Origin of the sequence: Pollutimonas rozaliensis, from assembly GCF_048751585.1 — a bacterium.
In the GTDB taxonomy this organism is placed as follows: domain Bacteria; phylum Pseudomonadota; class Gammaproteobacteria; order Burkholderiales; family Burkholderiaceae_B.
Map to the genome: position 1 here is coordinate 331,938 of NZ_JAZHOB010000002.1, position 20,372 is coordinate 352,309.

Consider the following 20,372-nt stretch of genomic DNA (forward strand, 5'->3'; position numbering starts at 1 on the left):
CTGGCTATTTAAGCAGGCGCCATTCGCCGTTTTTCACGGTCAGCAGCTCGCGGCCACGGTCGTCGAAGCCGCTGTGGTCCTCGGGTGTCATGCTATAGACGCCTTGCGTGGCGACCAGTTCGCGGGTGCTCTCCAGGGCGTCGCGAAGGGCGCTGCGAAACTCCTTGGTTCCGGGCTTGGCGATCTTAGCCGCTTGCGGAATGGCCTTTTCCAGCAACAGGCCGGCGTCGAATACGTTGGCGCCGAAGGTGGCGGGTCGTTCGCCGTACATCTTGGTGTAGCGGGCAACGTAGTCTTCGGCGATTTTCTTGGATGGATTGCTGTCTGCGATCTCCGGCAGCACCAGCATCAGGCCGGCGGCCAGTATGGTGCCTTCCACGTCTTTGCCGCCCAGCTTCAGGAAGGCGGGCAGCGCGGCGCCATGGGTCTGGTAGATTTGGCCCTTGTAGCCTTGTTTGGCCAGAGTGGCCTGCGGCAGGACCGCGGCCGTGCCCGTGCCGGCTATCAGGACGGCATCGGGTTTGGCCGACAGGACCTTCAGCGCCTGCCCCGTAACGGAGCTGTCCGAGCGCTGGTAGCGCTCGGTCGCCACGATCTTGATGTCGTGGGCTTTGGCCAATTCCGTAAATACCTTCAGCCAGTTTTCGCCGTAGGCATCGTTAAAGCCGATGAAGCCGGCTGTCTTGACGCCCGCCTTGACCATATGGCCGACCAGGGCCTTGGCGATAATGTCGTCGTTCTGGGTGGTCTTGAATACCCATTTCTTTTGCGGCGTCATGGGCAGGACGACGGCTGCCGTACCTACGGGCGCCAGCATGGGGGTGCCCGATTCGGCCACGAACTGGATGACGCCCATGGCATTGGGCGAACCGGTTGGGCCGATGAAGGCGTCGACCTTTTCCTCGCTGATCAGCTTCTTGAAGGCGGTGACGGTCTGGGTCGGGTCGCTGGCATCGTCCAGCGATATGTATTGCACGGTCAGATCGCCGATTTTGGCGGGCAATAGCGGAACAGTGTTCTTTTGGGGGATGCCCACCATGGCTGTGGGGCCGGTGGCCGAGGTGACCACGCCTATTTTTACCTGTGCCGCGGCGGGAAAGACTCCCGCCAGGGCAAGCAGGGCGGCTGAACAGGCGAATTTCTTCAATAGCATGGGGATGGTCTCCGTGACCCCGGGCAGGGGCATGAAAAAGGGGCGAGCTTGCAGTGGTTCCGAAACCAGGATTTTATAGGCTAAGCGGGGCGAATTTCGAACTTTCGGCACGAAAAATGCTCATATAACTATACACATAGCTGTTTTTCGCAAGATTAGCACTCACGCTGCTGGAGTGCTAATATTAGAGATATGCTTTTTAAGAGGATCGCTCAACCGATGACTCAACATCCGCAATCCCTGGCCCTTAGCAACAATCAACTGGCCATGGCTATTTCCAACCCGGGTGCGTTAGGCACGATCGAAGCCTATATAAGCGCCGTAAATCGTTTGCCCATGCTCACGCAAGAGCAGGAAGTGGCTTTGGGCAAGCGCTTGCGCGATGAATCCGATCTGGATGCCGCCCGGCAGCTTATTACTTCGCATTTGCGGCTGGTCGTGTCCATTGCCCGCCAATACCTGGGCTACGGGCTGGCGCACGCCGATCTTATCCAGGAAGGCAATATCGGGCTGATGAAGGCTGTGAAGCGTTTCGACCCCGATCGCGGCGTGCGACTGGTGTCATTCGCGGTCCACTGGATCAAGGCCGAAATCCACGAATACATCGTGCGCAATTGGCGTCTCGTCAAGGTTGCCACGACCAAGGCCCAGCGCAAGCTGTTCTTCAATTTGCGCCGCATGCGCCCCGATGGCCAAACGCTGGATACCGAGCAGGTCAACGATATCGCGCGTGAACTCAATGTCCGCCCCGAAGACGTCAGCGAAATGGAAGTGCGCCTGTCCGGCCGCGAAATGGCGCTGGAAACCGCTGGCGATGACGAGGACGGCTACGCGCCTATCGCCTACCTGTCCGACGAAGGGCGGCAAGAGCCCTCGCGCATACTGGAACGGCGCTCTTACGATCACCTTCAGGGCGCTGGCCTGGCCGACGCCCTGGAGGGCCTCGATCCCCGGTCCCGCCGTATTGTCCAGGCCCGCTGGCTGCAGGACGAGGGCGGCGCTACGCTGCACGAACTGGCTGCCGAATTCGGCGTGTCGGCCGAGCGCATCCGCCAGATCGAAACCGCCGCATTCAAGAAATTGCGCCTGGCCTTGGCTGATTAAGCAGTTATCGGGAAATTTTTTATTACACCTTTCCCGGCCAATGCCAGAACTTAATCGCACGGCTTCTGACTAATCTGTATGAACGGCGTATTGCCTACGATGCGCGAGCCGCCGATCATCGTCCGCTTCGGCTTCTCCTCTTCCCCTCCCTTTTGAAGCGGATGTTTATGGGACACCTTCCAGGTGTCCCATTTTTTATGGCTTTTGCCATTTCGAATAAAAAAAGCGGGGCCTCGGAAAAATTTGCCGAAAAAAGCGATATTCTTGAGCTTCAAGTGCGCTGAACGGCGAAAGGACTGCGATCATGCAGATAGGACACCTGGTATTCGGACTGGCCGGCCTGCTTGCCCTGGTGTCTTTCATGCCGCCGGTGGCCGGCCGCCTGCGCCTGCCGTATTCGGTGCTTTTGGCTATCGTGGGTTTTGTGCTGGGCCTGATCATACATGTCCATAGCTGGGCTCCGCTGGTCATGTCGGATTTCCTGGATTCCCTGCAGCATTTCGAGGTCTCCTCCGAAACCTTTCTGTTCGTTTTCCTGCCCATTCTGCTGTTCGAGACCGCCTTGGCGTTGAATGTGCGGCGCCTGCTCGACGATATCGGTCCGATCCTGATGATGGCCATCGTCGCCGTTATCGTTTGCACCGTGGCTGTCGGGTTTTCGCTGAGCGCGGTATCCAGCTATGGCCTGGTGGTGTGCCTGATGCTGGGCGCCATTGTGGCGACCACCGATCCGGTGGCGGTCATTGGCGTATTCCGCGAGGTCGGCGCCCCAAAACGGCTGACCACCCTGGTGGAAGGCGAATCGTTGTTCAACGATGCGGCGTCCATTTCCCTGTACTCGGTACTGTTGACCGTGCTCTATGGCGGAGGCGACCTCTCGACCGGCAAGGTGTTCTATAGCTTCGTCTTCAGTTTCCTGGGCGGCGGAGCAGCGGGTTTTCTGATGGGACGGCTGGCCAGCGGCCTGTTTATCTGGCTGCGGGGCTGGCCCACGGCCGAGATAACGTTGACCGTTGCCCTGGCCTATCTGACTTTTTACATATCCGAGCACTATCTGGGTGTTTCCGGCGTGGTCGCCACCGTCATCGCCGGTTTGGTCGTGGGTTCCACCGGTCGTACGCGCATGTCTCCGGCGACGTTCGAGCAATTGTCCAGCTCCTGGTCGCAATTCGGTTTCTGGGCCAATTCCCTTATTTTCGTTTTCGCCGCCATGCTGATCCCCCGCATGATTGCCGATATCACATGGATGCAGGTATTGCTTATCCTGCTGGTGTTCGCGGCGACGCTGGCCGCGCGCGGCGTGATGGTGTTTGGCGTGCTGCCGCTGCTGGGCCTGACCCGTTTCGGCACCAAGGTCAGCCGAGCCTATAAGACGGTGATGTGGTGGGGCGGTTTGCGCGGCGCCGTATCGTTGGCGCTGGCACTGGCTGTGACCGAGCAGCATAACGTCCCGTACGAGGCGCGCCAATTCATTGCGGTGGCCACGACCGGCTTCGTATTGATGACCCTGTTCATCAACGGCACCAGTCTTCGCTTCTTGATACGGCGCCTGGGCCTGAACGAACTCTCGCCCTTCGAGCGCACGTTGCGCAATCAGGCCGTGGTTGTCGCCTTGGACGATCTGCGCGAGAAAACCGACGAGCTGGCGCGCAACGAGCATATCGGCGCCGATGTCAGGCAGCGCGTGCATGCCGTCTTCGATGCCACGCTGGCCAGCGTGGACGGCGGCGAGCTGGCGCAGCTGTCCCACGAGCAGAAAGTATCCATGGGATTGGCCATGGTGGCGGCCCGCGAAGAGGAAATGTTCTTCGACACCCTGAAAGCGCAAGTGGTCGATTGGCGTGCGGCCGAATCGCTGCTGGCCAGGGCGGAGCACATGAGCGACGCCGTGCGTTCGGGCGGTGTAAAAGGCTTCGAGGCGGCCATCGCCGCCGACCTGCGCTACTCCACGGGCTTTCGCATGGCCCTGCGCATGCACTACCTGTTCGGCCTTCAAGGCTGGCTGGCCCGCGAGCTGGCCAAGCGGTTCACCAATTTGATGGCCAAGCGCTCAGTGGCTCAGCAACTGATACGCTTCGCCGAGAAAGAGATCCAGCCCCTGCTGGGTCCTGAAGCCACTGACACCATCATCCAGGCGCATAGGCATCGCCTGGTATTGCTGGAAAACGCCCTGCAGGCCATGAATCTCCAGTACCCCATCTTCGCTCAATGGCTGCAAGAGGCGTACCTGGGGCGCATGGCACGCGCGCTGGAGCGTCTGCGCTACCGCGACATGCTGGCGCAGTTTCTGATTACCGGCGAAATGTATTCCGACCTGGTCAAGCAGATAGATCTCCGCTGGAGCCATGTCCAGAAGCATCCCGCCCTGGACATCGCCATGAGCGCCAGCGATCTGATCAAGCGGGTACCCTTGTTCGAAGGCCTGGCCCCTGAAGCCCTGAGGGCGATAGCCAAGCTGCTCAAGCCGCGCCTGGCGGTGCCTGACCAGCATATCCGCATGCAGGTCGGCAGAAGCCGCGCCATGTACATCGTGGCGTCGGGCGCGGTGACCATACACTTGCCGGACAAGACGACGGTTGAATTGGGCACGGGGGAGATCTTCGGGGAAATGGCCATGGTCGCCGGCACCGAATTCGAAGCCAAGGTGACGTCTCTGGGCTATAGCCGCTTGCTGATGCTGTTGGAGGGCGATTTCGACACCCTGCTGAAGCGCGACCCGGCCTTGCGGGAAAAAATAGACACGGTGGTCAAGCAGCGCTTGCGCGCGCTGGAGGTATGGCAGGAATTCCAGTCGGGCGAGCGCCAGCACGAACCCCTGCCCGAGCTGCATGCCGGCGCCCGGGCTCAGAAGCCTTCGGATTTGGATCCGTCGCCGGCGCCGCCGTCAGGCGATCCGGCCGCTACGGGTGCTGCCTGAATCCGTCGGCAGGGCTATAGCAACTGGCGGATGTCGCTGGCGATATCCTGGGCGGATGCGTTCCCGCTGATCAGCACCCGTGACTCGCCTTCGGGATCGATAAGGTAGAACGAGGACGCATGGTCCATGGAGTACTGGTCGGGGGTCGCGCCGGCCGACTTGGCGTAGTAGGCCTTGAAGGACTTCGCTGTCTTGCTCAACTGCTCTTGCGTGCCTGTAAGGCCGACGAAATCGGGATTGAAGGCCTTGACGTAGGCCGAGAGGATCTCAGGCGTATCGCGTTCGGGATCGACGCTGACCATCAAAACCTGTACCTTGCCGGCGTCGTTGCCCAGGATTTCCATGGTTTGCGCAAGCTCGGCCATGGCGGTGGGACAAACATCGGGGCAGTGGGTAAATCCAAAGAACACAACGGCGACCTTGCCTTTGTAGTCGGCCAGCGTGCGCAGCTTGCCGCTGCCGTCAATCATGGCCATGTCCTGGCCCAGCTTGGTGCCGCTGATGTCGGAGCCCTTGAAGGCGACTTCCTTTTTCCCGCATGCGGCAATGGAAACGGCGAGCGCCGCGGCCAGCGGCAGGGTCAACAGGGTGCGGCGCTTGCTGGAGAACACAGACATAGGACTTCCGGTATGAAAAATCAGATCAGCCTGACCCAATGGTCGAGCAGCAGGGCTGCGAAAAGCAGGGCCAGATACAAAATGGAAAAGCGAAACAGCTTGCGCGACAGCTCGTCGGAGTACTGCCTGTACAAGCACCAGGCATACCACACGAACATGCCGCTAAGCACAATGGCCGAGGCCAGGTACAGCAGACCGCTCATGCGTATGATGAAAGGCAACAGCGTGGCGGCGAACAGCACGAAGCTGTACAGCAGGATATGCAGGCGTGTGAACCGCTTGCCATGGGTGACCGGCAGCATGGGCAAGCCGGATTTGGCGTAATCGTTGTTGCGGTACAGCGCCAGGGCCCAGAAATGCGGCGGCGTCCAGATGAAGATGATAAGCACCAGTATCCAGGCCTCGGCCGGCACCGAATCGGCCACCGTGGCCCATCCCAGGGCGGGCGGCATGGCTCCCGACAGGCCGCCAATGACGATGTTCTGCGGCGTCAGCGGCTTCAGGATGATGGTATAGATGATGGCGTAGCCCACGAAGGTGGCAAATGTAAGCCACATGGTCAGCGGGTTGACCAGGTTGTACAGGATGACCATGCCCAGTCCGCCCAGTACGCCCGACATCAGGATGACCTGCGCATTGCTGATGGTGCCTCGGGCGGTGCCGCGCCGCGCCGTGCGCAGCATCCGGGCGTCGATTTCCTGTTCGATCAGGCAGTTAACGGCGAAGGCCGCCGCCGCGAGCAGCCAGATTCCGACGGTGCCGGCCACGACGGGGACCAGCTCGGGCAGGCCGGGGCTGGCCAGGAACATGCCTATCACGGCGCAGAACACCGCCAGCTGTGTAACGCGGGGCTTGGTCAGCACCAAGTATTGCCGGAGCAAGGGCGGGGTGGGAATGGGTACGGAAGTCATACCGGTATTTTAGCCCCATGGGCGCGCGACAGGCGCACCAGTAGAGTAACGCTGGCCAGAACCAGGCCTGCTGCGCCGCCGTTGTGCAGCACGGCGATCAGCAGGGGCCACTGGAAGAAGATGGTGGTAAGCCCGGTAAGCAGTTGCGCGGCCAACAGAACCAGCAATAGCCTGGCGGGGCCGCGCAATCCGGGTTCGGCAAGCATTTTCCATCCCAGCACACCCAGGTAGGCGAACACCAGGAAGGCGAAGTTGCGATGCACCCAATGGATGGCGGTCAATGCATTCTGCGAAATCATTTCGCCCGAGGGAAGCAGGCCAAGGCCCCTGAACAGCGAATATCCGCCGTGAAAGTCCATGTCGGGAACCCAGCGGCCGTGGCACATGGGGAAATCCATGCAGGCCAACGCCGCATAGTTGGTGCTGACCCATCCGCCCAGCGCCACCTGCATGAAGAGCAGGATCAGTCCGCCGGCCATCCAGCCCCGCCATCGCGCCGCCGCGGCCGCAATGGGAGCGTGCGGCTTTTCGCGCGCGGCCAGCCAGGTCATGAGGGCCAGCAGCAGCATGCCGCCCAGCAGATGGCTGGTAACCACCAGTGGCATCAGTTGATGCGTGACGGTCCATGCGCCGAATGCGCCCTGTACGCACACCGCGACCAGGGTGACGATGGCCAGGCGCGGGGTGTTGCCCAGTTCGCGGCGATGGCGCCAGGCCAGGTAAACGATGCCGATGATCATCATGCCCAGCAGCGAACCGACATAGCGATGAATCATTTCGATCCATGCCTTCGAAAAGCTGACCGCGCCGTAAGGCATGGCTTGCAGGGCCTGCTCTATGTGGCCGCTGGCCCCGATAGGACTGATCTTGCCGTAGCAGCCCGGCCAGTCGGGGCAGCCCAGGCCTGAATCGGTCAGGCGCACGAATGCGCCGAACATGATCAGGTCCAGCGTCAGGAACCAGGTGACGAATACCAGCTTCCGATAGCGCGATGTAATGCGTTCGACCATATTCCTAGCCAATGCGCGAGTTGCGGATGAGTTTGCTGATATCGTCTCGAACCGAGATGGGGTCGGCGTCGGCCGGGAACTGCATCATCAGGTTGCCCAGCGGGTCGATGATCCACATCGGCGCTTTCAGCGCCGCCTCGCGTTCAGCCGGACTTGCCTGCGGCGCCAGGAAGGCCGCCAGCTTGTCGGGGTCGGCCTGCAGCATGTGCGTGCCCTTGTAGGCTTCGAGGATCTTGTCCGGCACGGTGCCCTTATCGGTAAGGAACCAGATGCGGGCCAGGCGTTCTACATTCTTTCCCTGGCTGGCATGCGAATTTCGCAGTATGAATAGCTTCTTGACGCAGGATTCGGGGCAGGCGCTGGCATCGGCGCTGACCAGCAGCCATTTTCCGTGCAGGCTGGCCAAATCGAAAGGCTGGCCGTCCGGTGTGGTCAGCGGCAAGGCTTCGGCGCTTGGAATCGGCCGCTGGGGCTGGACAAGGGCGCCGTAGTTGGTGCTTTCCTGGGGACGCAGGCCCAGCGACGGGACGTAATAAGCCAGCAGGGCAAAGACGACGGGCGCCAGGCACATGGCCACGATCAGGAACAGGGGCCAGGCGGATCGCGGCTTGCGGTGTTGCGGTGTTGCAGGAGATGAGCTGACCACTATGGGGTTCCTTACAAAATGGGGGGCGATTTACGGCGGCGCAGGGCCCGCCAGGCGATGACGAGCCAGGCAATTGCTGCAATGGGGGCGAAACCGAACCATTGCAACGCATAGCCGCGGTTCTTGTCCGAATCCAGGGAGGGTTCCGGCCATTCGTGCAGTAGCTGTGCGCCGCCATCCGCGCTTTCCGGCGACGCCGCGGCGGACGTCTGGGCCAGGACGGCAGGCTTGAATTTTAAGCCAGTTGCCGCCGAGTAGGCGGCCAGGTCCAGGTTCTGAAGGCTGGGCAGGGGCCGTTCGGGGTCGGGCAGCTTCTTGGGCAGCTGGGTTGCGCTGTTGTCGGACCATGACCAAAGTTCGAACAGCCTAGGAACGCGGTCCAGCAATTCGCCGGATATGGCCTGTTCGCCGGCCGGGGCGGGAACGGTGGGCGGGCTCTGAGGAAACGATGCCTGACGCGGCAGCCAGCCCCGCAGGACCAGCACGGCTGTGCTTGAGGACTCGTCCAGCACCAGTGGCGTCGCCACCCAGTATCCCGGCCGGCCTTGATAATTTCGGTTTTCCAGCAGTACTGTCAGGTCGTGCCGCCAGTGGCCGTGGGCCGTCGCCGGCCTCCAGGGCACCATTTCCACGGCTGGCGTGTCCACACCAAGGGCCAGCGGCGCGCTGCCCCGTCCGGCATCGATGGCCAACCTGATGGCATCGCGCTGCGCGGCGCGGCTTAGCTGCCAGTTGCCCAGCGATGCGAACACGAATACCAGCGCGCCAAGCAGAACCAGGGCGGTCAGAGTGTGAAAAGTCGTGTGTGGGCGTGCCATGTCTGCAATAATTCAGGTTTTACCGGAGGCCGAAATGCGTATCGTAGTCATCCTAGCGTTCCTGGGCATTTTAGGAAGTTTAGCCTCTGCCCTCGTCTATCTAATGCGTGACAAAGGCGGCACCAACCGCACAGTGAATGCATTGACCGTGCGCATTGGCTTGTCTATCGCGCTGTTCCTGTTCGTGTTGTTTGCCCATCATATGGGCTGGATACAAAGCACCGGCTTCGTAACCCGCTAGGGCAGAAAAAAAGGCCGGCGGAGCCAGCCTTTTTCCGGATGCTTCTATTCTGCAAGCAGCCGTGTCGGGCGTATTGGCTTAGAACCAGTATACGAACAGGTACAAGCCCAGCCAGACCACGTCAACGAAGTGCCAGTACCAGGCGGCGCCTTCGAAGCCAAAGTGATGATTGGCGGTGAAGTGGCCCCTGATCAGACGGAACAGGATGACGGTCAGGAAGACGGAGCCCAGTATGACGTGGAAACCGTGGAAGCCTGTCAGCATGTAAAACAGCGAACCATAAATGCCGGAGTCGAAACGCAGGTTCAGCTCTTGGTAGGCATGGTGGTATTCATAGGCCTGGCAAGCTACGAAGGTGAAGCCCAGGATAACGGTTGCAGCCAGCCAGAAGATGGCCTTGCCGCGATGGCTGGCGCGCAAGGCGTGGTGCGAGATGGTCAGCGTCAGGCCCGATGTCAACAGCAGGGCCGTGTTGATGGTGGGAAGCCAGAAGGGGCCGACCGTCTTGAAGTCGGGGACGACGCCCGCGGGTCCCAGATTAGGCCAGGTGCCGGCGAAATTGGGCCATAGCAGCGTCTGGTGGTCCAGGTTGCTGAGCCAGGGGGTCGTCACTTCGCGGGCATACCACAGCGAGCCGAAGAACGCGGCGAAGAACATGACTTCCGAGAAAATGAACCAGGCCATGCTCCAGCGGTAGGAGTGGTCGACGCGCACGCTGTTGATGCCGCTTTCGGATTCGCGGATGGCGTCGCCGAACCAGCCGTAGAGCACGGTGAAAAGGCTAAGGATACCGACAATGAAAAGCCAGAAGCCGGCGCTGTAGCTGTTGATCCATAGCGCGGCGCCCAGCAGCGTCAGCAGCAGCGAAAAGCTGGCGCGTACCGGGTGGACTGATTCGGCGGGCACGTAATAGTAAGGTGCCTCTTTGCCCTGAGCCAAGTGACTTGCACTCATGGTGTTCTCCTGCGAATTATTGAATTAAAAATATTAGGTCAAATAGCCAATGAGCGAACGGGCAATCCAGACCAGCCCTACAACAAAAACAATGGCGGCGATGAGGCCGGCGATGATCAGGTGAACCGGATTCAGGTTGCCGATATCCTCAGTGTAGCCCTTGCCCTTGCGGACGCCGAAAAATCCCCACGCCACTGCTTTCATGGTCTGGAAGAAGTTCAGTTTGCGGCGCGACAGCTCCTTGATGTCTTCAGTCATGTCGCATCAGCTTCCCATGGACCCGCCGCGCCAGAAGGCCCACACCACGACGGCTATCACCATGATGACCAGGGCAAAGGCGGTGTTGCGATTCTTCCGGCGTTGTTCGGGTGTCATATGCAAACCTTATTTGACAACAGGGGGCGTAACGAAGGTATGGAACGGAGCGGGCGAAGGCACGGACCATTCCAGCCCGGTGGCGCCTTCCCATGGCTTGGCGGGAGCGGGTTCGCCGCGGCCGTTCCATGCCTTAAGGGCCAGGTACAGGAAAATAAGCTGCGACAGGCCGAACCAGAATGCGCCGATGGTGGCGATTTCGTTGAAGTCGGTGAACTGCGCCGCATAATCCGCGTAGCGGCGCGGCATGCCGGCCAGGCCCAGGAAGTGCATGGGGAAGAAGGTGATGTTGAACGAAATCATGCTGGACCAGAAGTGCCATTTGCCCAGTTTTTCGTCGTACATGCGGCCCGTCCATTTAGGCAGCCAGTAGTAGGCGCCGGCATACATGCCGAACAGCGAGCCGGCCACCATCACATAGTGGAAGTGGGCGATCACGTAGTAGGTGTCGTGGACGGCGATGTCGATGGGGGCAACCGCCAGGATCAGGCCGGTAAAGCCGCCGATGGTGAACACGAAGATGAAGCCGATCGCGAACAGCATGGGCGTTTCGAAGGTCAGGGACCCGCGCCACATCGTGGCAACCCAGTTGAACACCTTTACCCCTGTCGGGATGGAAATCAGCATGGTCGCATACATGAAATACAACTGCCCGGTCACGGGCATGCCGGTGGCGAACATGTGGTGCGCCCAGACCAGGAAGGACAGGATGGCAATCGCGGCGGTTGCGTACACCATGGAGGCGTAGCCGAACAGAGGCTTGCGCGAGAACGCGGGAACGACGGCCGACACGATGCCGAAGGCCGGCAGGATCATGACGTAGACTTCGGGGTGGCCGAAGAACCAGAACACGTGCTGATACAGGACGGGGTCGCCGCCGGCGGCCGCATTGAAGAAGGCCGTGCCGAAGTGGCGGTCGGTCAGCAGCATGGTGACGGCCGCAGCCAGCACGGGCATGATGGCCAGCAGCAGGTAGGCGGTGATCAGCCAGGTCCAGCAGAACAGCGGCATTTTCATCAAGGTCATGCCGGGCGCGCGCATATTGAGCACCGTGACGATGATGTTGATGGCGCCCATGATGGACGAGGCGCCCAGGATGTGCACCGCGAAAATGTTGAAGTCCATGCCCGGACCCATTTGCAGCGACAGCGGGGCGTACATGGTCCAGCCGGCCGCGTTGGCGCCGCCCGGCACGAAGAAGGACACGGTGAACAGGATCGCGCCGATGGGCAGCAGCCAGAAGCTGAAGTTGTTCATCCGGGCGAAGGCCATGTCGGACGCGCCGATCTGCAATGGGATCATCCAGTTGGCAAAGCCCACGAAGGCCGGCATGATGGCGCCGAAAATCATGATCAGGCCATGCATGGTGGTGAACTGGTTGAACAATTCAGGCTGGAAGAATTGCAGGCCCGGCGAAAACAACTCTGTTCGCAGCAACAGGGCCAGCACGCCGCCTTCCAGCAGCATGCAGAAAGAAAAGATCAGGTACATCGTACCGATATCTTTGTGGTTGGTGGCAAATAGCCAGCGACGCCAGCCATGCGGCTTGTGGTCGTGGTCGTCGTGACCGTGGCTGGCCGGGACGTGATCGGCAGTAACACTGCTCATGGTGGACTCCTTCCTACTCAACCAGGAAGCCGCTGTGCGGCGACCCGGTAAAAAACATTCAAATTCGTTTTACACGTGCCGCTGGCTTAGCGCAAGGCTTTGACATTGGCAGGTTGAACTATCGGATCTTGACCTTTTCCTGCGTTGCTCCATGCATTGCGGGTGTAGGTAATGACGGAGGCGATTTCAACGTCGTTCAGCTGGTCGCGGAAAGCCGCCATGGCGGTTCCGGGATGACCGTTAAGCACGGTGAGAATCTGGTCTTTCATGGGACCGAGTACATATTTTTCGTCGCCGTCCAGCGCGGGGAACGTGCCGGGAATGCCCTTGCCGTTGGCTTGGTGGCAAGCCACGCAATTGGCGGCAAACACTTTTTCGCCACGGGTGACGAGTTCGTCCTTGGTCCACTCTTTATTGGGATCGTCGGCGGCGGAAGCCAGGGCTTTCTTTTCGCCGGCGGCCCATTTTTCGTAGTCTTCCTGAGAAACCACGTCGACCACGATGGGCATGAAGGCATGGTCCTTGCCGCAAAGCTCGGCGCACTGGCCACGGTAGGTGCCGATTTTCTCGGCGCGGAACCAGGTGTCGCGCAGGAAGCCGGGCATGGCGTCCTGCTTGACGCCGAACTCGGGAATCATCCAGGAGTGGATAACGTCGTTGGCCGTCAGGACGATGCGAACCTTCTTGTTGACCGGCACGACCAGCGGCTTGTCGACTTCCATAAGGTACAGGTCGGTACGAGGCGCGGTGCCTACGATCTGTTCGCGGGGAGTGGCCAGATTGGACAGGAACTTGACGCCTTGCGCCGGGCCGTCGATGTATTCATAGCCCCATTTCCATTGGTAGCCTGTCACTTTGACGGTCAGGTCGGAGCTGGAGGTGTCCTTCATGGCGACGACGGTGCGTGTTGCGGGCAGCGCCATGCCGATGACGATCAGGAAAGGAATGACGGTCCAGGCGATCTCGATGCCGACATGCTCGTGGAATTTTGCGGGAACCGCGCCGCGCGATTTTCGGTGCATGATGATGGAGTAGAACATTACCCCGAACACGCCGACGAAAATGATCGCACAGATGATCAACATCATCCAGTGTATCCACATGATGTCCTGCGCAATTTGCGTGACCCCTTCGTGGAGATTGAGCTGATTGACTCGGGGGCCTCCGGGCATATCCTTGACCTGTGCACCGGCAACGCCCGCCAATAGCAATGCGCCAGTGCCCAGTAACCCTCTCAACTTCTTCATGCTGACCTCGAAATACGACGCGCTCTTAACAAACGTTGATTCTGGTCAAACATCTTGATCGGAAAAACGCCGGATGAGCACACAATTATTGGACGGCAGGCTTAAAATAATAAAGCCGTTAACTACCTGCTCGAATTTACTTAAAGACCGCAGAATTATAGCGAACTAGAGCGCCGCTGGGTTGGACCCATGCCAGCGATGTGGTCATATGCCCCGAAAACACAGCATAATCGGACCGGCTTACACTACAATTAATGCATGAATGATGCACACGCCCGCGTGCTGGCGCCAGTACTTGACACGCGTTACAAACTGCTTTCCAAACGAATCCAGCAATTGCCTCCGGGCGGTTCGCGGCCTTTGACAGTCGCAGGCAAGGTCGCAGGCTGGATCACCGCGAAAGCCACCAGTCACTTGTGCGATCTGCCCGGCGTGCATATCGAACCCGAAGCGGTGCATGTCACCGCGGCCCCCACGCAGCGTTTACCGTTGAACAGTGTGTTGGCGCAACTTGCGGTGTCATTGAAAGATACCGGTTGCCTGCGCGGCTGGCGCGACGAACTGCTCGATGTCATCGGCGAAGGGCGCCGCTTGGGCGTGATCGAGCGGGCGGCGGTCCGTCCCTTGGGTTTATTGACCAAAGCAGTTCATTTGAATGCATGGTCGCCCGACGGCCGCCTGTGGATTGCGCGCCGATCCTCCAATAAATCCACCGACCCGGGCATGTGGGACACCTTGGTCGGCGGGCTGGCGGGCGCCGGCGAAAATCTGGATGTATCGCTGTTGCGGGAAAGCAACGAGGAAGCGGGTCTCGCCCCTGCGGACATTGAAGGCCGGTCGCCCCTGCGGATTATCCTGCGCATGCACAGGCGCTTGCCGGAAGGCTACCAGGTCGAAGATGTATTGGTCAGCGATTGCACGCTGGCCGAATCCGTCGCACCCAGGAATCTGGATGGTGAAGTCAGCGAGATCAGGCTGGTCTCGGTCGACGATCTGTGGTCCATGGTCCAGGCGGACGAATTCACTCGGGAAGCCGAATTGGTCATCCTGGAAGGCCTGCAGAAAAGGATCCGCGAAGGGCTGATTCTGTAAGCCGGGTCCGGCCGCTTGTTCTATTTCTTATTTATTAGTGTCAACTATTAGCGTGGCCGGCTACAGGCTTTCCTGCCAGCCAAGCAGGGCCTTGCGTGCTTTTTCGTCCAGGGTTTCCAGGGCGATTTCGCGTTTCCTGTCCATGATCATCAGCGCATAGGGTTCGGCCAACGCCGAGGCCTGCGGGCATAGCGCCAGTTCTTCGCCCACCGAGGGCGACTTCGATCGCCAGTAATTGATCGCGGCTTCCATGTCGGCAAGAGTACACAGTGTTTTCATGTGCGCCAGGTGTAAGCGTGATGGGACATCGTGGCAAAGGCGGCCGGCCATTAGACGGCTGCACGGCTTCAGTTTAAGCTATCGGTACATCTTGCGGCGCCTTTCCGGCTGCCGCGTATCCACAACGATTCCGTCCAGGAGCCGCCATGACTACTCAAAATCATAATCCCTTTGTCTTGCCGGGGTTTGGGCAAACCGGCGACATGGCCGGCAACCCGCTGATGGCCAGCCTGGAAATGATGCGGCAGGCCTGGCAGGGGCTGGCAGGCTCGGCCGGCTTGGATCAGGCGGCCATGGCTGCGCCGGCCTCGCTGGAAGAGCTGGATCGGCGTATTGCCGATCTGCGGGCAGTCGAGAACTGGCTGCGCATGAACCAGGCTATGTTGTCCAGCACAATACAGGGGCTGGAGGTACAGCGCGCCACGATTTCCACGCTCAAGTCTTTCATGGGCGGGGCGGCAGGCGGTTCCCCGACTGGAGGGCCTTCGCCGCTGGAGCAAGTGCTGGGCATTAAACCGGCAACTGCGTCCGCCGAGACGCCGGACCAGCCTTCGTCCGTCGCCGGCGAGGCGTATACGGCGCAGGCGACGGCTGCCGCGCAAGGCTGGTGGGATATGCTGCAAAAACAGTTCGACTCTCTTGCGGCGGCAACCAGCGCCACCTTGCAAGGGGCGGAAGCGGCGGCCGAGGCTGCCCGGCAGTCAGCCACCAGCGTTTCTTCCAACTCGACAATGGGCAAAGCCGCCGGCACGGCGCGCAAAGCCACAAGGAAAAGCGCGGCTGCGCCGGCCAAATCAGCCGGAAAGGCAGCCGCCCGGCCGCGCCGCCGCGCTCCGGCTTCGCGTAAAGACGATCGCTAGCGGGTACGGCGCATGCAGGCGCTTTGACTCTTGTCTGGAACGCCTGTGTATCATTTCGGCTTTCCGGGTATTCTGACTCTTACATGCATCCATCAAGTACTTTCATGTTGAACATCGTTATTTTGGCTGCCGGCCTCGGCAAGCGCATGCAATCCGACCTGCCCAAGGTCTTGCATCCTTTGGCGGGCAAACCCATGCTGGCGCATGTGCTGGACAATGCACGCAAGCTTGGACCTGATCGTATCGTGGTGGTGGTGGGGCATGGCGCCGACCGCGTCAAGCAGGCCTTTGCCGGTCAGGACGACATACAGTTCGCCCTGCAAAGCCCGCAATATGGAACGGGGCATGCAGTGCAGCAGGCGGTGCCCTTGCTGCAGGATGGCGACGACAGCGCCACACTGGTCCTTTATGGCGACGTGCCTTTGGTACAGGCCGCAACGCTGCAAGGCCTGCTGGATGCGCGGGCAGGCGGCATGGCCGTGCTTACCGAGAATCTAAGCGATCCAAGCGGATATGGCCGCATCGTGCGCGACGGCTCGGGCCAGGTGCAGCGCATCGTCGAGCATAAAGACGCCACGGACGACGAACGCGCCATCACTGAAGTGAACACCGGCATCCTGGCGGCGCCCACCAGCCGGCTCAAAGATTGGTTGTCGCGCATAGACAATAACAATGCCCAGGGCGAATACTACCTGACCGATGTGGTCGGCCTGTCGGTCAGCGACGGCTTGCCGGTGCACGCGGCGCAGCCATCGGCCTCGTGGGAGACGCTGGGGGTCAACAGCCGGGTTCAGCAGGCGCAGCTGGAACGCGACTGGCAGGGCGAACAGGCGCGCCGCTTGCTGGAGCAGGGCGTGACCCTTGCCGATCCGGCCAGGTTCGATTTGCGCGGCGAACTGATCTGCGGCCGCGACGTATTCATCGATGTGGGCTGCGTGTTCGAAGGCCGAGTCGAACTGGCTGACGGCGTGCGCATCGGACCGCATTGCGTCATCAAGGACGCCATTATCGGCGCGGGTACGCATATCGACGCATACAGCCATGTGCAGCAGGCGCGGGTGGCCGACGAAGCGCGCATCGGACCCTACGCGCGCTTGCGCCCCGGGGCGGATATCGGGCCGCAGGCCCATGTGGGCAATTTCGTCGAAATCAAGAAAAGCACGCTGGGCCGCGGTTCCAAGGCCAACCATCTGGCCTACATTGGCGATGCCCAGGTGGGCGAGCGCGTGAATATCGGCGCGGGCACCATTACCTGCAATTACGATGGCGTCAACAAGTTCCAGACCGTCATAGAAGACGACGCCTTCATCGGCTCCGACAGCCAACTGGTGGCGCCGGTCCGGGTGGGGCGCGGCGCCACGCTGGGGGCCGGCACGACGCTGACCAAAGACGCGCCGGCCGACAAGCTGACTTTGTCCCGCTCGGTTCAGAAAACCATAGAATCCTGGAAACGTCCCAGCAAGAAAGCCTGAACGTGATTGAAACAGCAAGCAAGGCAGCGCCACTGGCCGACGGTCTGGAAACACCCAGGCGGCATTGGGCCACCCTGACCTTGCTTTTGGCGATCACCATTACGGTGTTCGATGCCTCGATGGCCAATGTGGCTTTGCCCGCCATCGCGCATGCCTTGTCCATCAACCCGGCCGATGTGGTTTGGGTCGTCATTGCGTACAACCTGATCGTTGTCGTTTCCCTGCTGCCTTTGTCGGCGGTGGCCGAGCGCATCGGCTTCCGGCGCATGTTCGCCATCGGCATGACGCTGTTCATGCTGGCTTCGCTGGCCTCGGCCGCATCGGAGTCTTTGCTTGGCTTGCTGCTATCCCGCATGGCTCAGGGTTTGGGCTCGGCCATGCTGATGTGTCTGTTCGGCGGGCTGGTGCGCAATATATATCCCTTGAACAAGCTGGGCATGGGGATAAGCCTTAATGCCATGACAGTGGGGTTGATGGCGGTTCTGGGCCCCACCATAGGGGCCTTCATCTTGCAATTGGCATCCTGGCACTGGATCTTCCTGGTCAATATACCCATTTGCATCGGCACCTATTTCGGCATCCGATTCCTGCCCGATGTGCCGCGCAGCCGCGGGCGCTTCGATTGGGTGGCTTGCGTATTAAGCGTGCCGGTATTCGGCTTGTCCATTGTCGGGCTGGACGCTGTAGTCAAGGATCCGGCGCGTGCGGCCCTATGCCTGCTGGTGGCGGCCTTGGCTGGCTGGGTTCTGGTGCGCCGTTCGCGCGACCAGGTCGCGCCCATTGTGCCCATCGATTTGCTGCGTATCACGCCTATCGCTTATGCGGTTGGCGCATCGGCCTTTTCTTTTGCCGCGCAAATGTCGGCCTTTGTTGCGATGCCGTTCTACTTCAAGCAAGTCATGGGCTATTCCTACGGAGATGTGGGCATCTTGCTCGGTGCCTGGTCGGTGGGAGTCGCCGTCATGGCTCCTTTGGCAGGCCATTTGTCCACCCGTCATTCAATCGCGGTGCTTTGCGGCTTGGGCGCGGCTTGCATGGCCCTGGGGATGTTGTGGCTGATACTGCTGCCGATAGACGCGGCCTTTGTCTGGTCCATGGCGGGCATGTTGCTGGGTGGCGTGGGCTTCGGCTTTTTCCAGACACCCAACAACAGGGCCTTGCTGGCTGGCGCTCCGCGGCATCGCAGCGGGGCCGCCGGCGGCATGCAGGCCACAACCCGTGTGTTCGGCCAGAGCTTCGGCACGGCGCTGGTGGGGGTGGCTTTTACTTTAAGCGCCGCTCATGGCGCCACGCTGGGTGTGGTGGCGGGAATATCCTGCGCGCTGGTTGCCATGGGCATCAATATCGTACGGCACTTTTTCAGCCCCGCCGCCGATCTGGATCTCTAGGCGCATGGATATCCTGCAACTGAACTTCGAGCGCGGTTGGCGCGGCGGCGAAAGGCAAACACTGCTGTCCATGCGGCACTTCCGGACGGCAGGTCACACGGTATCGCTGCTGGCGCGCGCCGGCGGCGAGCTGGCGATGCAAGCCAGGCAGGAAGGTTTTACGGTATATGAATATGCGACGGCGGCGGGCGTCAGCGGATTTCTGATGCGCAAAGGACGCCGCTACGACATTCTGCATGCACAGACAGCCAATATGATGACCTGGCTGGCCTTATTCAGGCGCTGGCTGGGCGGCGCCCGTGTGGTGTTCACCCGGCGCACGGCATTTCCCGTGCCGGCACGCAAAGAGCGCAGAACGGCATGGAAGTGGCGGCGGGCGGATGCGCTGATCGCCATCAGCCAGGCGGCGGCGGACGAGCCGCGGCGTCTGGGTGTGCCGGTATGCGTCATTCCCAGCGCCATTGAAGCCAAGCCGGTGGATCAGGCGCATGTCAATGCCTTCGCGCAGGAATTCAATCTATCCGGCAAGCACGTACTGGCCACGGCTGCCGCGCTGACCACGGAGAAAGACCCTTGCACCTTGGTGCGTGCTGTACACGGCTTGCATCGGCGGCGCGATGACTTTGTATTCCTGCACCTGGGAGCCGGCGGCGATGCCGAAGCACCGGCGCGCGCGCTGGTGCGCGAGCTGGGCCTGGAACAGCATTATGTATTTGCGGGCTTCCAGCCCGGCATCGATGACCTTTACCGGCTGATGGACGTGTTCGTACTGAGCTCTCGCCACGAGGCGCTGGGAACCAGCGTGCTGGACGCTTTCCTGTATTCGGTGCCCGTGGTGGCGACAGAGGCGGGCGGCCTGAAAGAAAGCCTGGCTGAAGGACGGGGGCTGTTATGCGCGGTGGGCGATCACGAGGCCTTGGCGCAAGCCATGGACCGGGCGCTTGCCGATCGGGGCTTGCGTGCGGCCATGGTGGAAAGGGCGCGCGACTATGTGTTGCGCAAGCACGATGCCAAGGGTATGGCCGCAGCCTATCTGGCCCTGTACGAACAGTTGCTGGATGGCGGCATGCACGCCGCCTAGGCGGGCTTGGCCGTCAAGGCTATGCGGGTTTCGAACTTGCTGCGATGCATGGAAAAGAAGCTGCGCACATTGCGCACATTGGCCTGCGATGTAAAGACTCGGTGAGCCATGGCATGGTAGGCCGGCATGTCGGCCACTTGCGCGACGACGACAAAGTCCGGCCCCGGCGACACCCGGTAGCATTGCAGCACGGCGGGCTCATCCGCCAGAGCCGCCTCGAAGGCATGCATGCGCTCGGCGGTTTGTACATCCAGGGTGATTTCGATGATGGCGGTCAGCGTGCTGCCCACTTTCGCCGGATTAACGATGGCAACCTGCTTTTCGATAACGCCTTCGTCGATCAGCCGCCGCACTCGGCGCAAACAAGTAGGGGCGGATGCATGCACACGCCGAGCCAGATCCTGATTGGTCAGTGAGCTGTCGGCCTGCATCTGCTCGAGTATGCGTAGATCGAGTTCATCCAGCTCAGTAAGTGCCTCGGTATTCATATTTATTCCTATTTATCCATATAAATGAAATAAAATTGCGTCATTATTTGACACAGAAATAAAATATCATATTTAAGTTAAATAAGAAATCATATTTCTTGATAACTTGCG

The 20,372-nt window shown here is 60.5% G+C and carries 21 protein-coding genes; 8 read left to right on the forward strand and 13 right to left on the reverse strand.

The window, feature by feature from the left end:
• Positions 1-4 precede the first annotated feature (4 nt).
• Positions 5-1,153, reverse strand: a complete 1,149-nt coding sequence (locus V0R37_RS04785; RefSeq protein ID WP_420373405.1) for an ABC transporter substrate-binding protein — start codon at positions 1,151-1,153, stop codon at positions 5-7.
• 219 nt (positions 1,154-1,372) lie between these two features.
• Between V0R37_RS04785 and rpoH the strand changes: the two genes are divergently transcribed.
• Positions 1,373-2,257 (forward strand): RNA polymerase sigma factor RpoH, encoded by an 885-nt coding sequence (gene rpoH, locus V0R37_RS04790; RefSeq protein ID WP_420373406.1) that lies wholly within the window; start codon positions 1,373-1,375, stop codon positions 2,255-2,257.
• A gap of 50 nt (positions 2,258-2,307) precedes the next feature.
• On the opposite strand, the gene V0R37_RS04795 is transcribed toward rpoH, so the two are convergent.
• Positions 2,308-2,532, reverse strand: a complete 225-nt coding sequence (locus V0R37_RS04795; RefSeq protein WP_420373407.1) for a hypothetical protein — start codon at positions 2,530-2,532, stop codon at positions 2,308-2,310.
• A gap of 29 nt (positions 2,533-2,561) precedes the next feature.
• On the opposite strand from V0R37_RS04795, the gene V0R37_RS04800 reads away from it, so the two are divergent.
• Entirely contained in the window at positions 2,562-5,174 is a 2,613-nt protein-coding gene (locus V0R37_RS04800) for a cation:proton antiporter (protein ID WP_420373408.1), read from the forward strand.
• 14 nt (positions 5,175-5,188) lie between these two features.
• Here the strand turns inward: V0R37_RS04800 and V0R37_RS04805 are convergent, their stop codons facing one another.
• From V0R37_RS04805 to V0R37_RS04825, 5 genes are read right to left on the reverse strand one after another with little or no spacing between them, the layout of a single operon-like run.
• Complete coding sequence (locus V0R37_RS04805; RefSeq protein ID WP_420373409.1) at positions 5,189-5,791, reverse strand: SCO family protein; 603 nt, start codon at positions 5,789-5,791, stop codon at positions 5,189-5,191.
• Positions 5,792-5,811: 20 nt separating this feature from the next.
• On the reverse strand, positions 5,812-6,702 hold the full coding sequence (gene cyoE / locus V0R37_RS04810; protein WP_420373410.1) for a heme o synthase: 891 nt from the start codon (positions 6,700-6,702) through the stop codon (positions 5,812-5,814).
• The gene (locus V0R37_RS04815) at positions 6,699-7,712 is read right to left on the reverse strand and encodes a COX15/CtaA family protein (protein WP_420373411.1); all 1,014 of its coding nucleotides are present in this window, start codon (positions 7,710-7,712) and stop codon (positions 6,699-6,701) included. Before V0R37_RS04815 ends, cyoE begins: the two co-directional genes overlap by 4 nt.
• A 4-nt stretch (positions 7,713-7,716) precedes the next feature.
• Complete coding sequence (locus V0R37_RS04820) at positions 7,717-8,361, reverse strand: SCO family protein (RefSeq protein WP_420373638.1); 645 nt, start codon at positions 8,359-8,361, stop codon at positions 7,717-7,719.
• 8 nt (positions 8,362-8,369) lie between these two features.
• Complete coding sequence (locus V0R37_RS04825; protein ID WP_420373412.1) at positions 8,370-9,176, reverse strand: SURF1 family protein; 807 nt, start codon at positions 9,174-9,176, stop codon at positions 8,370-8,372.
• Positions 9,177-9,210: 34 nt separating this feature from the next.
• Between V0R37_RS04825 and V0R37_RS04830 the strand changes: the two genes are divergently transcribed.
• A complete protein-coding gene (locus tag V0R37_RS04830; RefSeq protein ID WP_420373413.1) occupies positions 9,211-9,417 on the forward strand; it encodes a twin transmembrane helix small protein in 207 nt (68 codons plus the stop codon).
• Positions 9,418-9,495: 78 nt separating this feature from the next.
• On the opposite strand, the gene V0R37_RS04835 is transcribed toward V0R37_RS04830, so the two are convergent.
• From V0R37_RS04835 to coxB, 4 genes are all read right to left on the reverse strand, one after another.
• Entirely contained in the window at positions 9,496-10,371 is an 876-nt protein-coding gene (locus V0R37_RS04835; RefSeq protein WP_420373414.1) for a cytochrome c oxidase subunit 3, read from the reverse strand.
• A 33-nt stretch (positions 10,372-10,404) separates the two neighbouring features.
• On the reverse strand, positions 10,405-10,629 hold the full coding sequence (locus tag V0R37_RS04840; protein ID WP_420373415.1) for a DUF2970 domain-containing protein: 225 nt from the start codon (positions 10,627-10,629) through the stop codon (positions 10,405-10,407).
• A gap of 126 nt (positions 10,630-10,755) precedes the next feature.
• Positions 10,756-12,354: a cytochrome c oxidase subunit I gene (gene ctaD / locus V0R37_RS04845; RefSeq protein WP_420373416.1), complete on the reverse strand. Its 1,599-nt coding sequence runs from the start codon at positions 12,352-12,354 to the stop codon at positions 10,756-10,758.
• A gap of 86 nt (positions 12,355-12,440) precedes the next feature.
• Positions 12,441-13,601, reverse strand: a complete 1,161-nt coding sequence (coxB, locus tag V0R37_RS04850; RefSeq protein ID WP_420373417.1) for a cytochrome c oxidase subunit II — start codon at positions 13,599-13,601, stop codon at positions 12,441-12,443.
• Positions 13,602-13,859: 258 nt separating this feature from the next.
• Here coxB and V0R37_RS04855 point away from each other — a divergent pair, with 258 nt between their 5' ends.
• Positions 13,860-14,693 (forward strand): NUDIX hydrolase, encoded by an 834-nt coding sequence (locus tag V0R37_RS04855; RefSeq protein ID WP_420373418.1) that lies wholly within the window; start codon positions 13,860-13,862, stop codon positions 14,691-14,693.
• Between the two features lie 60 nt (positions 14,694-14,753).
• On the opposite strand, the gene V0R37_RS04860 is transcribed toward V0R37_RS04855, so the two are convergent.
• Positions 14,754-14,972, reverse strand: coding sequence for a DUF3717 domain-containing protein (locus V0R37_RS04860; RefSeq protein ID WP_420373419.1), 219 nt, complete (start codon positions 14,970-14,972; stop codon positions 14,754-14,756).
• 146 nt (positions 14,973-15,118) lie between these two features.
• Here V0R37_RS04860 and V0R37_RS04865 point away from each other — a divergent pair, with 146 nt between their 5' ends.
• The 4 genes from V0R37_RS04865 to V0R37_RS04880 all read left to right on the forward strand — a co-directional run bounded on the left by V0R37_RS04865 (position 15,119) and on the right by V0R37_RS04880 (position 19,773).
• Positions 15,119-15,832: a PhaM family polyhydroxyalkanoate granule multifunctional regulatory protein gene (locus V0R37_RS04865; protein ID WP_420373420.1), complete on the forward strand. Its 714-nt coding sequence runs from the start codon at positions 15,119-15,121 to the stop codon at positions 15,830-15,832.
• A 104-nt stretch (positions 15,833-15,936) separates the two neighbouring features.
• Positions 15,937-17,304: a bifunctional UDP-N-acetylglucosamine diphosphorylase/glucosamine-1-phosphate N-acetyltransferase GlmU gene (gene glmU / locus V0R37_RS04870; RefSeq protein WP_420373421.1), complete on the forward strand. Its 1,368-nt coding sequence runs from the start codon at positions 15,937-15,939 to the stop codon at positions 17,302-17,304.
• A 2-nt stretch (positions 17,305-17,306) separates the two neighbouring features.
• Entirely contained in the window at positions 17,307-18,692 is a 1,386-nt protein-coding gene (locus V0R37_RS04875; protein WP_420373422.1) for an MFS transporter, read from the forward strand.
• A 4-nt stretch (positions 18,693-18,696) separates the two neighbouring features.
• Positions 18,697-19,773: a glycosyltransferase family 4 protein gene (locus tag V0R37_RS04880; protein WP_420373423.1), complete on the forward strand. Its 1,077-nt coding sequence runs from the start codon at positions 18,697-18,699 to the stop codon at positions 19,771-19,773.
• Here the strand turns inward: V0R37_RS04880 and V0R37_RS04885 are convergent.
• Positions 19,770-20,261, reverse strand: a complete 492-nt coding sequence (locus V0R37_RS04885) for an Lrp/AsnC family transcriptional regulator (RefSeq protein WP_420373424.1) — start codon at positions 20,259-20,261, stop codon at positions 19,770-19,772. The two genes, V0R37_RS04880 and V0R37_RS04885, sit on opposite strands and share 4 nt — an antisense overlap.
• Between the last annotated feature and the right edge of the window lie 111 nt (positions 20,262-20,372).

Bases quoted from the DNA above. Each gene is read 5' to 3' on its own strand.
- V0R37_RS04885 (WP_420373424.1), bottom strand. From the start codon at position 20,261: ATGAATACCGAGGCACTTACTGAGCTGGATGAACTCGATCTACGCATA.
- V0R37_RS04860 (WP_420373419.1), bottom strand. From the start codon at position 14,972: ATGAAAACACTGTGTACTCTTGCCGACATGGAAGCCGCGATCAATTAC.
- V0R37_RS04865 (WP_420373420.1), top strand. From the start codon at position 15,119: ATGACTACTCAAAATCATAATCCCTTTGTCTTGCCGGGGTTTGGGCAA.
- V0R37_RS04840 (WP_420373415.1), bottom strand. From the start codon at position 10,629: ATGACTGAAGACATCAAGGAGCTGTCGCGCCGCAAACTGAACTTCTTC.
- cyoE (WP_420373410.1), bottom strand. From the start codon at position 6,702: ATGACTTCCGTACCCATTCCCACCCCGCCCTTGCTCCGGCAATACTTG.
- V0R37_RS04785 (WP_420373405.1), bottom strand. From the start codon at position 1,153: ATGCTATTGAAGAAATTCGCCTGTTCAGCCGCCCTGCTTGCCCTGGCG.
- ctaD (WP_420373416.1), bottom strand. From the start codon at position 12,354: ATGAGCAGTGTTACTGCCGATCACGTCCCGGCCAGCCACGGTCACGAC.
- coxB (WP_420373417.1), bottom strand. From the start codon at position 13,601: ATGAAGAAGTTGAGAGGGTTACTGGGCACTGGCGCATTGCTATTGGCG.
- V0R37_RS04835 (WP_420373414.1), bottom strand. From the start codon at position 10,371: ATGAGTGCAAGTCACTTGGCTCAGGGCAAAGAGGCACCTTACTATTAC.
- V0R37_RS04805 (WP_420373409.1), bottom strand. From the start codon at position 5,791: ATGTCTGTGTTCTCCAGCAAGCGCCGCACCCTGTTGACCCTGCCGCTG.
- V0R37_RS04825 (WP_420373412.1), bottom strand. From the start codon at position 9,176: ATGGCACGCCCACACACGACTTTTCACACTCTGACCGCCCTGGTTCTG.
- glmU (WP_420373421.1), top strand. From the start codon at position 15,937: ATGTTGAACATCGTTATTTTGGCTGCCGGCCTCGGCAAGCGCATGCAA.
- V0R37_RS04880 (WP_420373423.1), top strand. From the start codon at position 18,697: ATGGATATCCTGCAACTGAACTTCGAGCGCGGTTGGCGCGGCGGCGAA.
- V0R37_RS04800 (WP_420373408.1), top strand. From the start codon at position 2,562: ATGCAGATAGGACACCTGGTATTCGGACTGGCCGGCCTGCTTGCCCTG.
- V0R37_RS04855 (WP_420373418.1), top strand. From the start codon at position 13,860: ATGAATGATGCACACGCCCGCGTGCTGGCGCCAGTACTTGACACGCGT.
- V0R37_RS04815 (WP_420373411.1), bottom strand. From the start codon at position 7,712: ATGGTCGAACGCATTACATCGCGCTATCGGAAGCTGGTATTCGTCACC.
- rpoH (WP_420373406.1), top strand. From the start codon at position 1,373: ATGACTCAACATCCGCAATCCCTGGCCCTTAGCAACAATCAACTGGCC.
- V0R37_RS04830 (WP_420373413.1), top strand. From the start codon at position 9,211: ATGCGTATCGTAGTCATCCTAGCGTTCCTGGGCATTTTAGGAAGTTTA.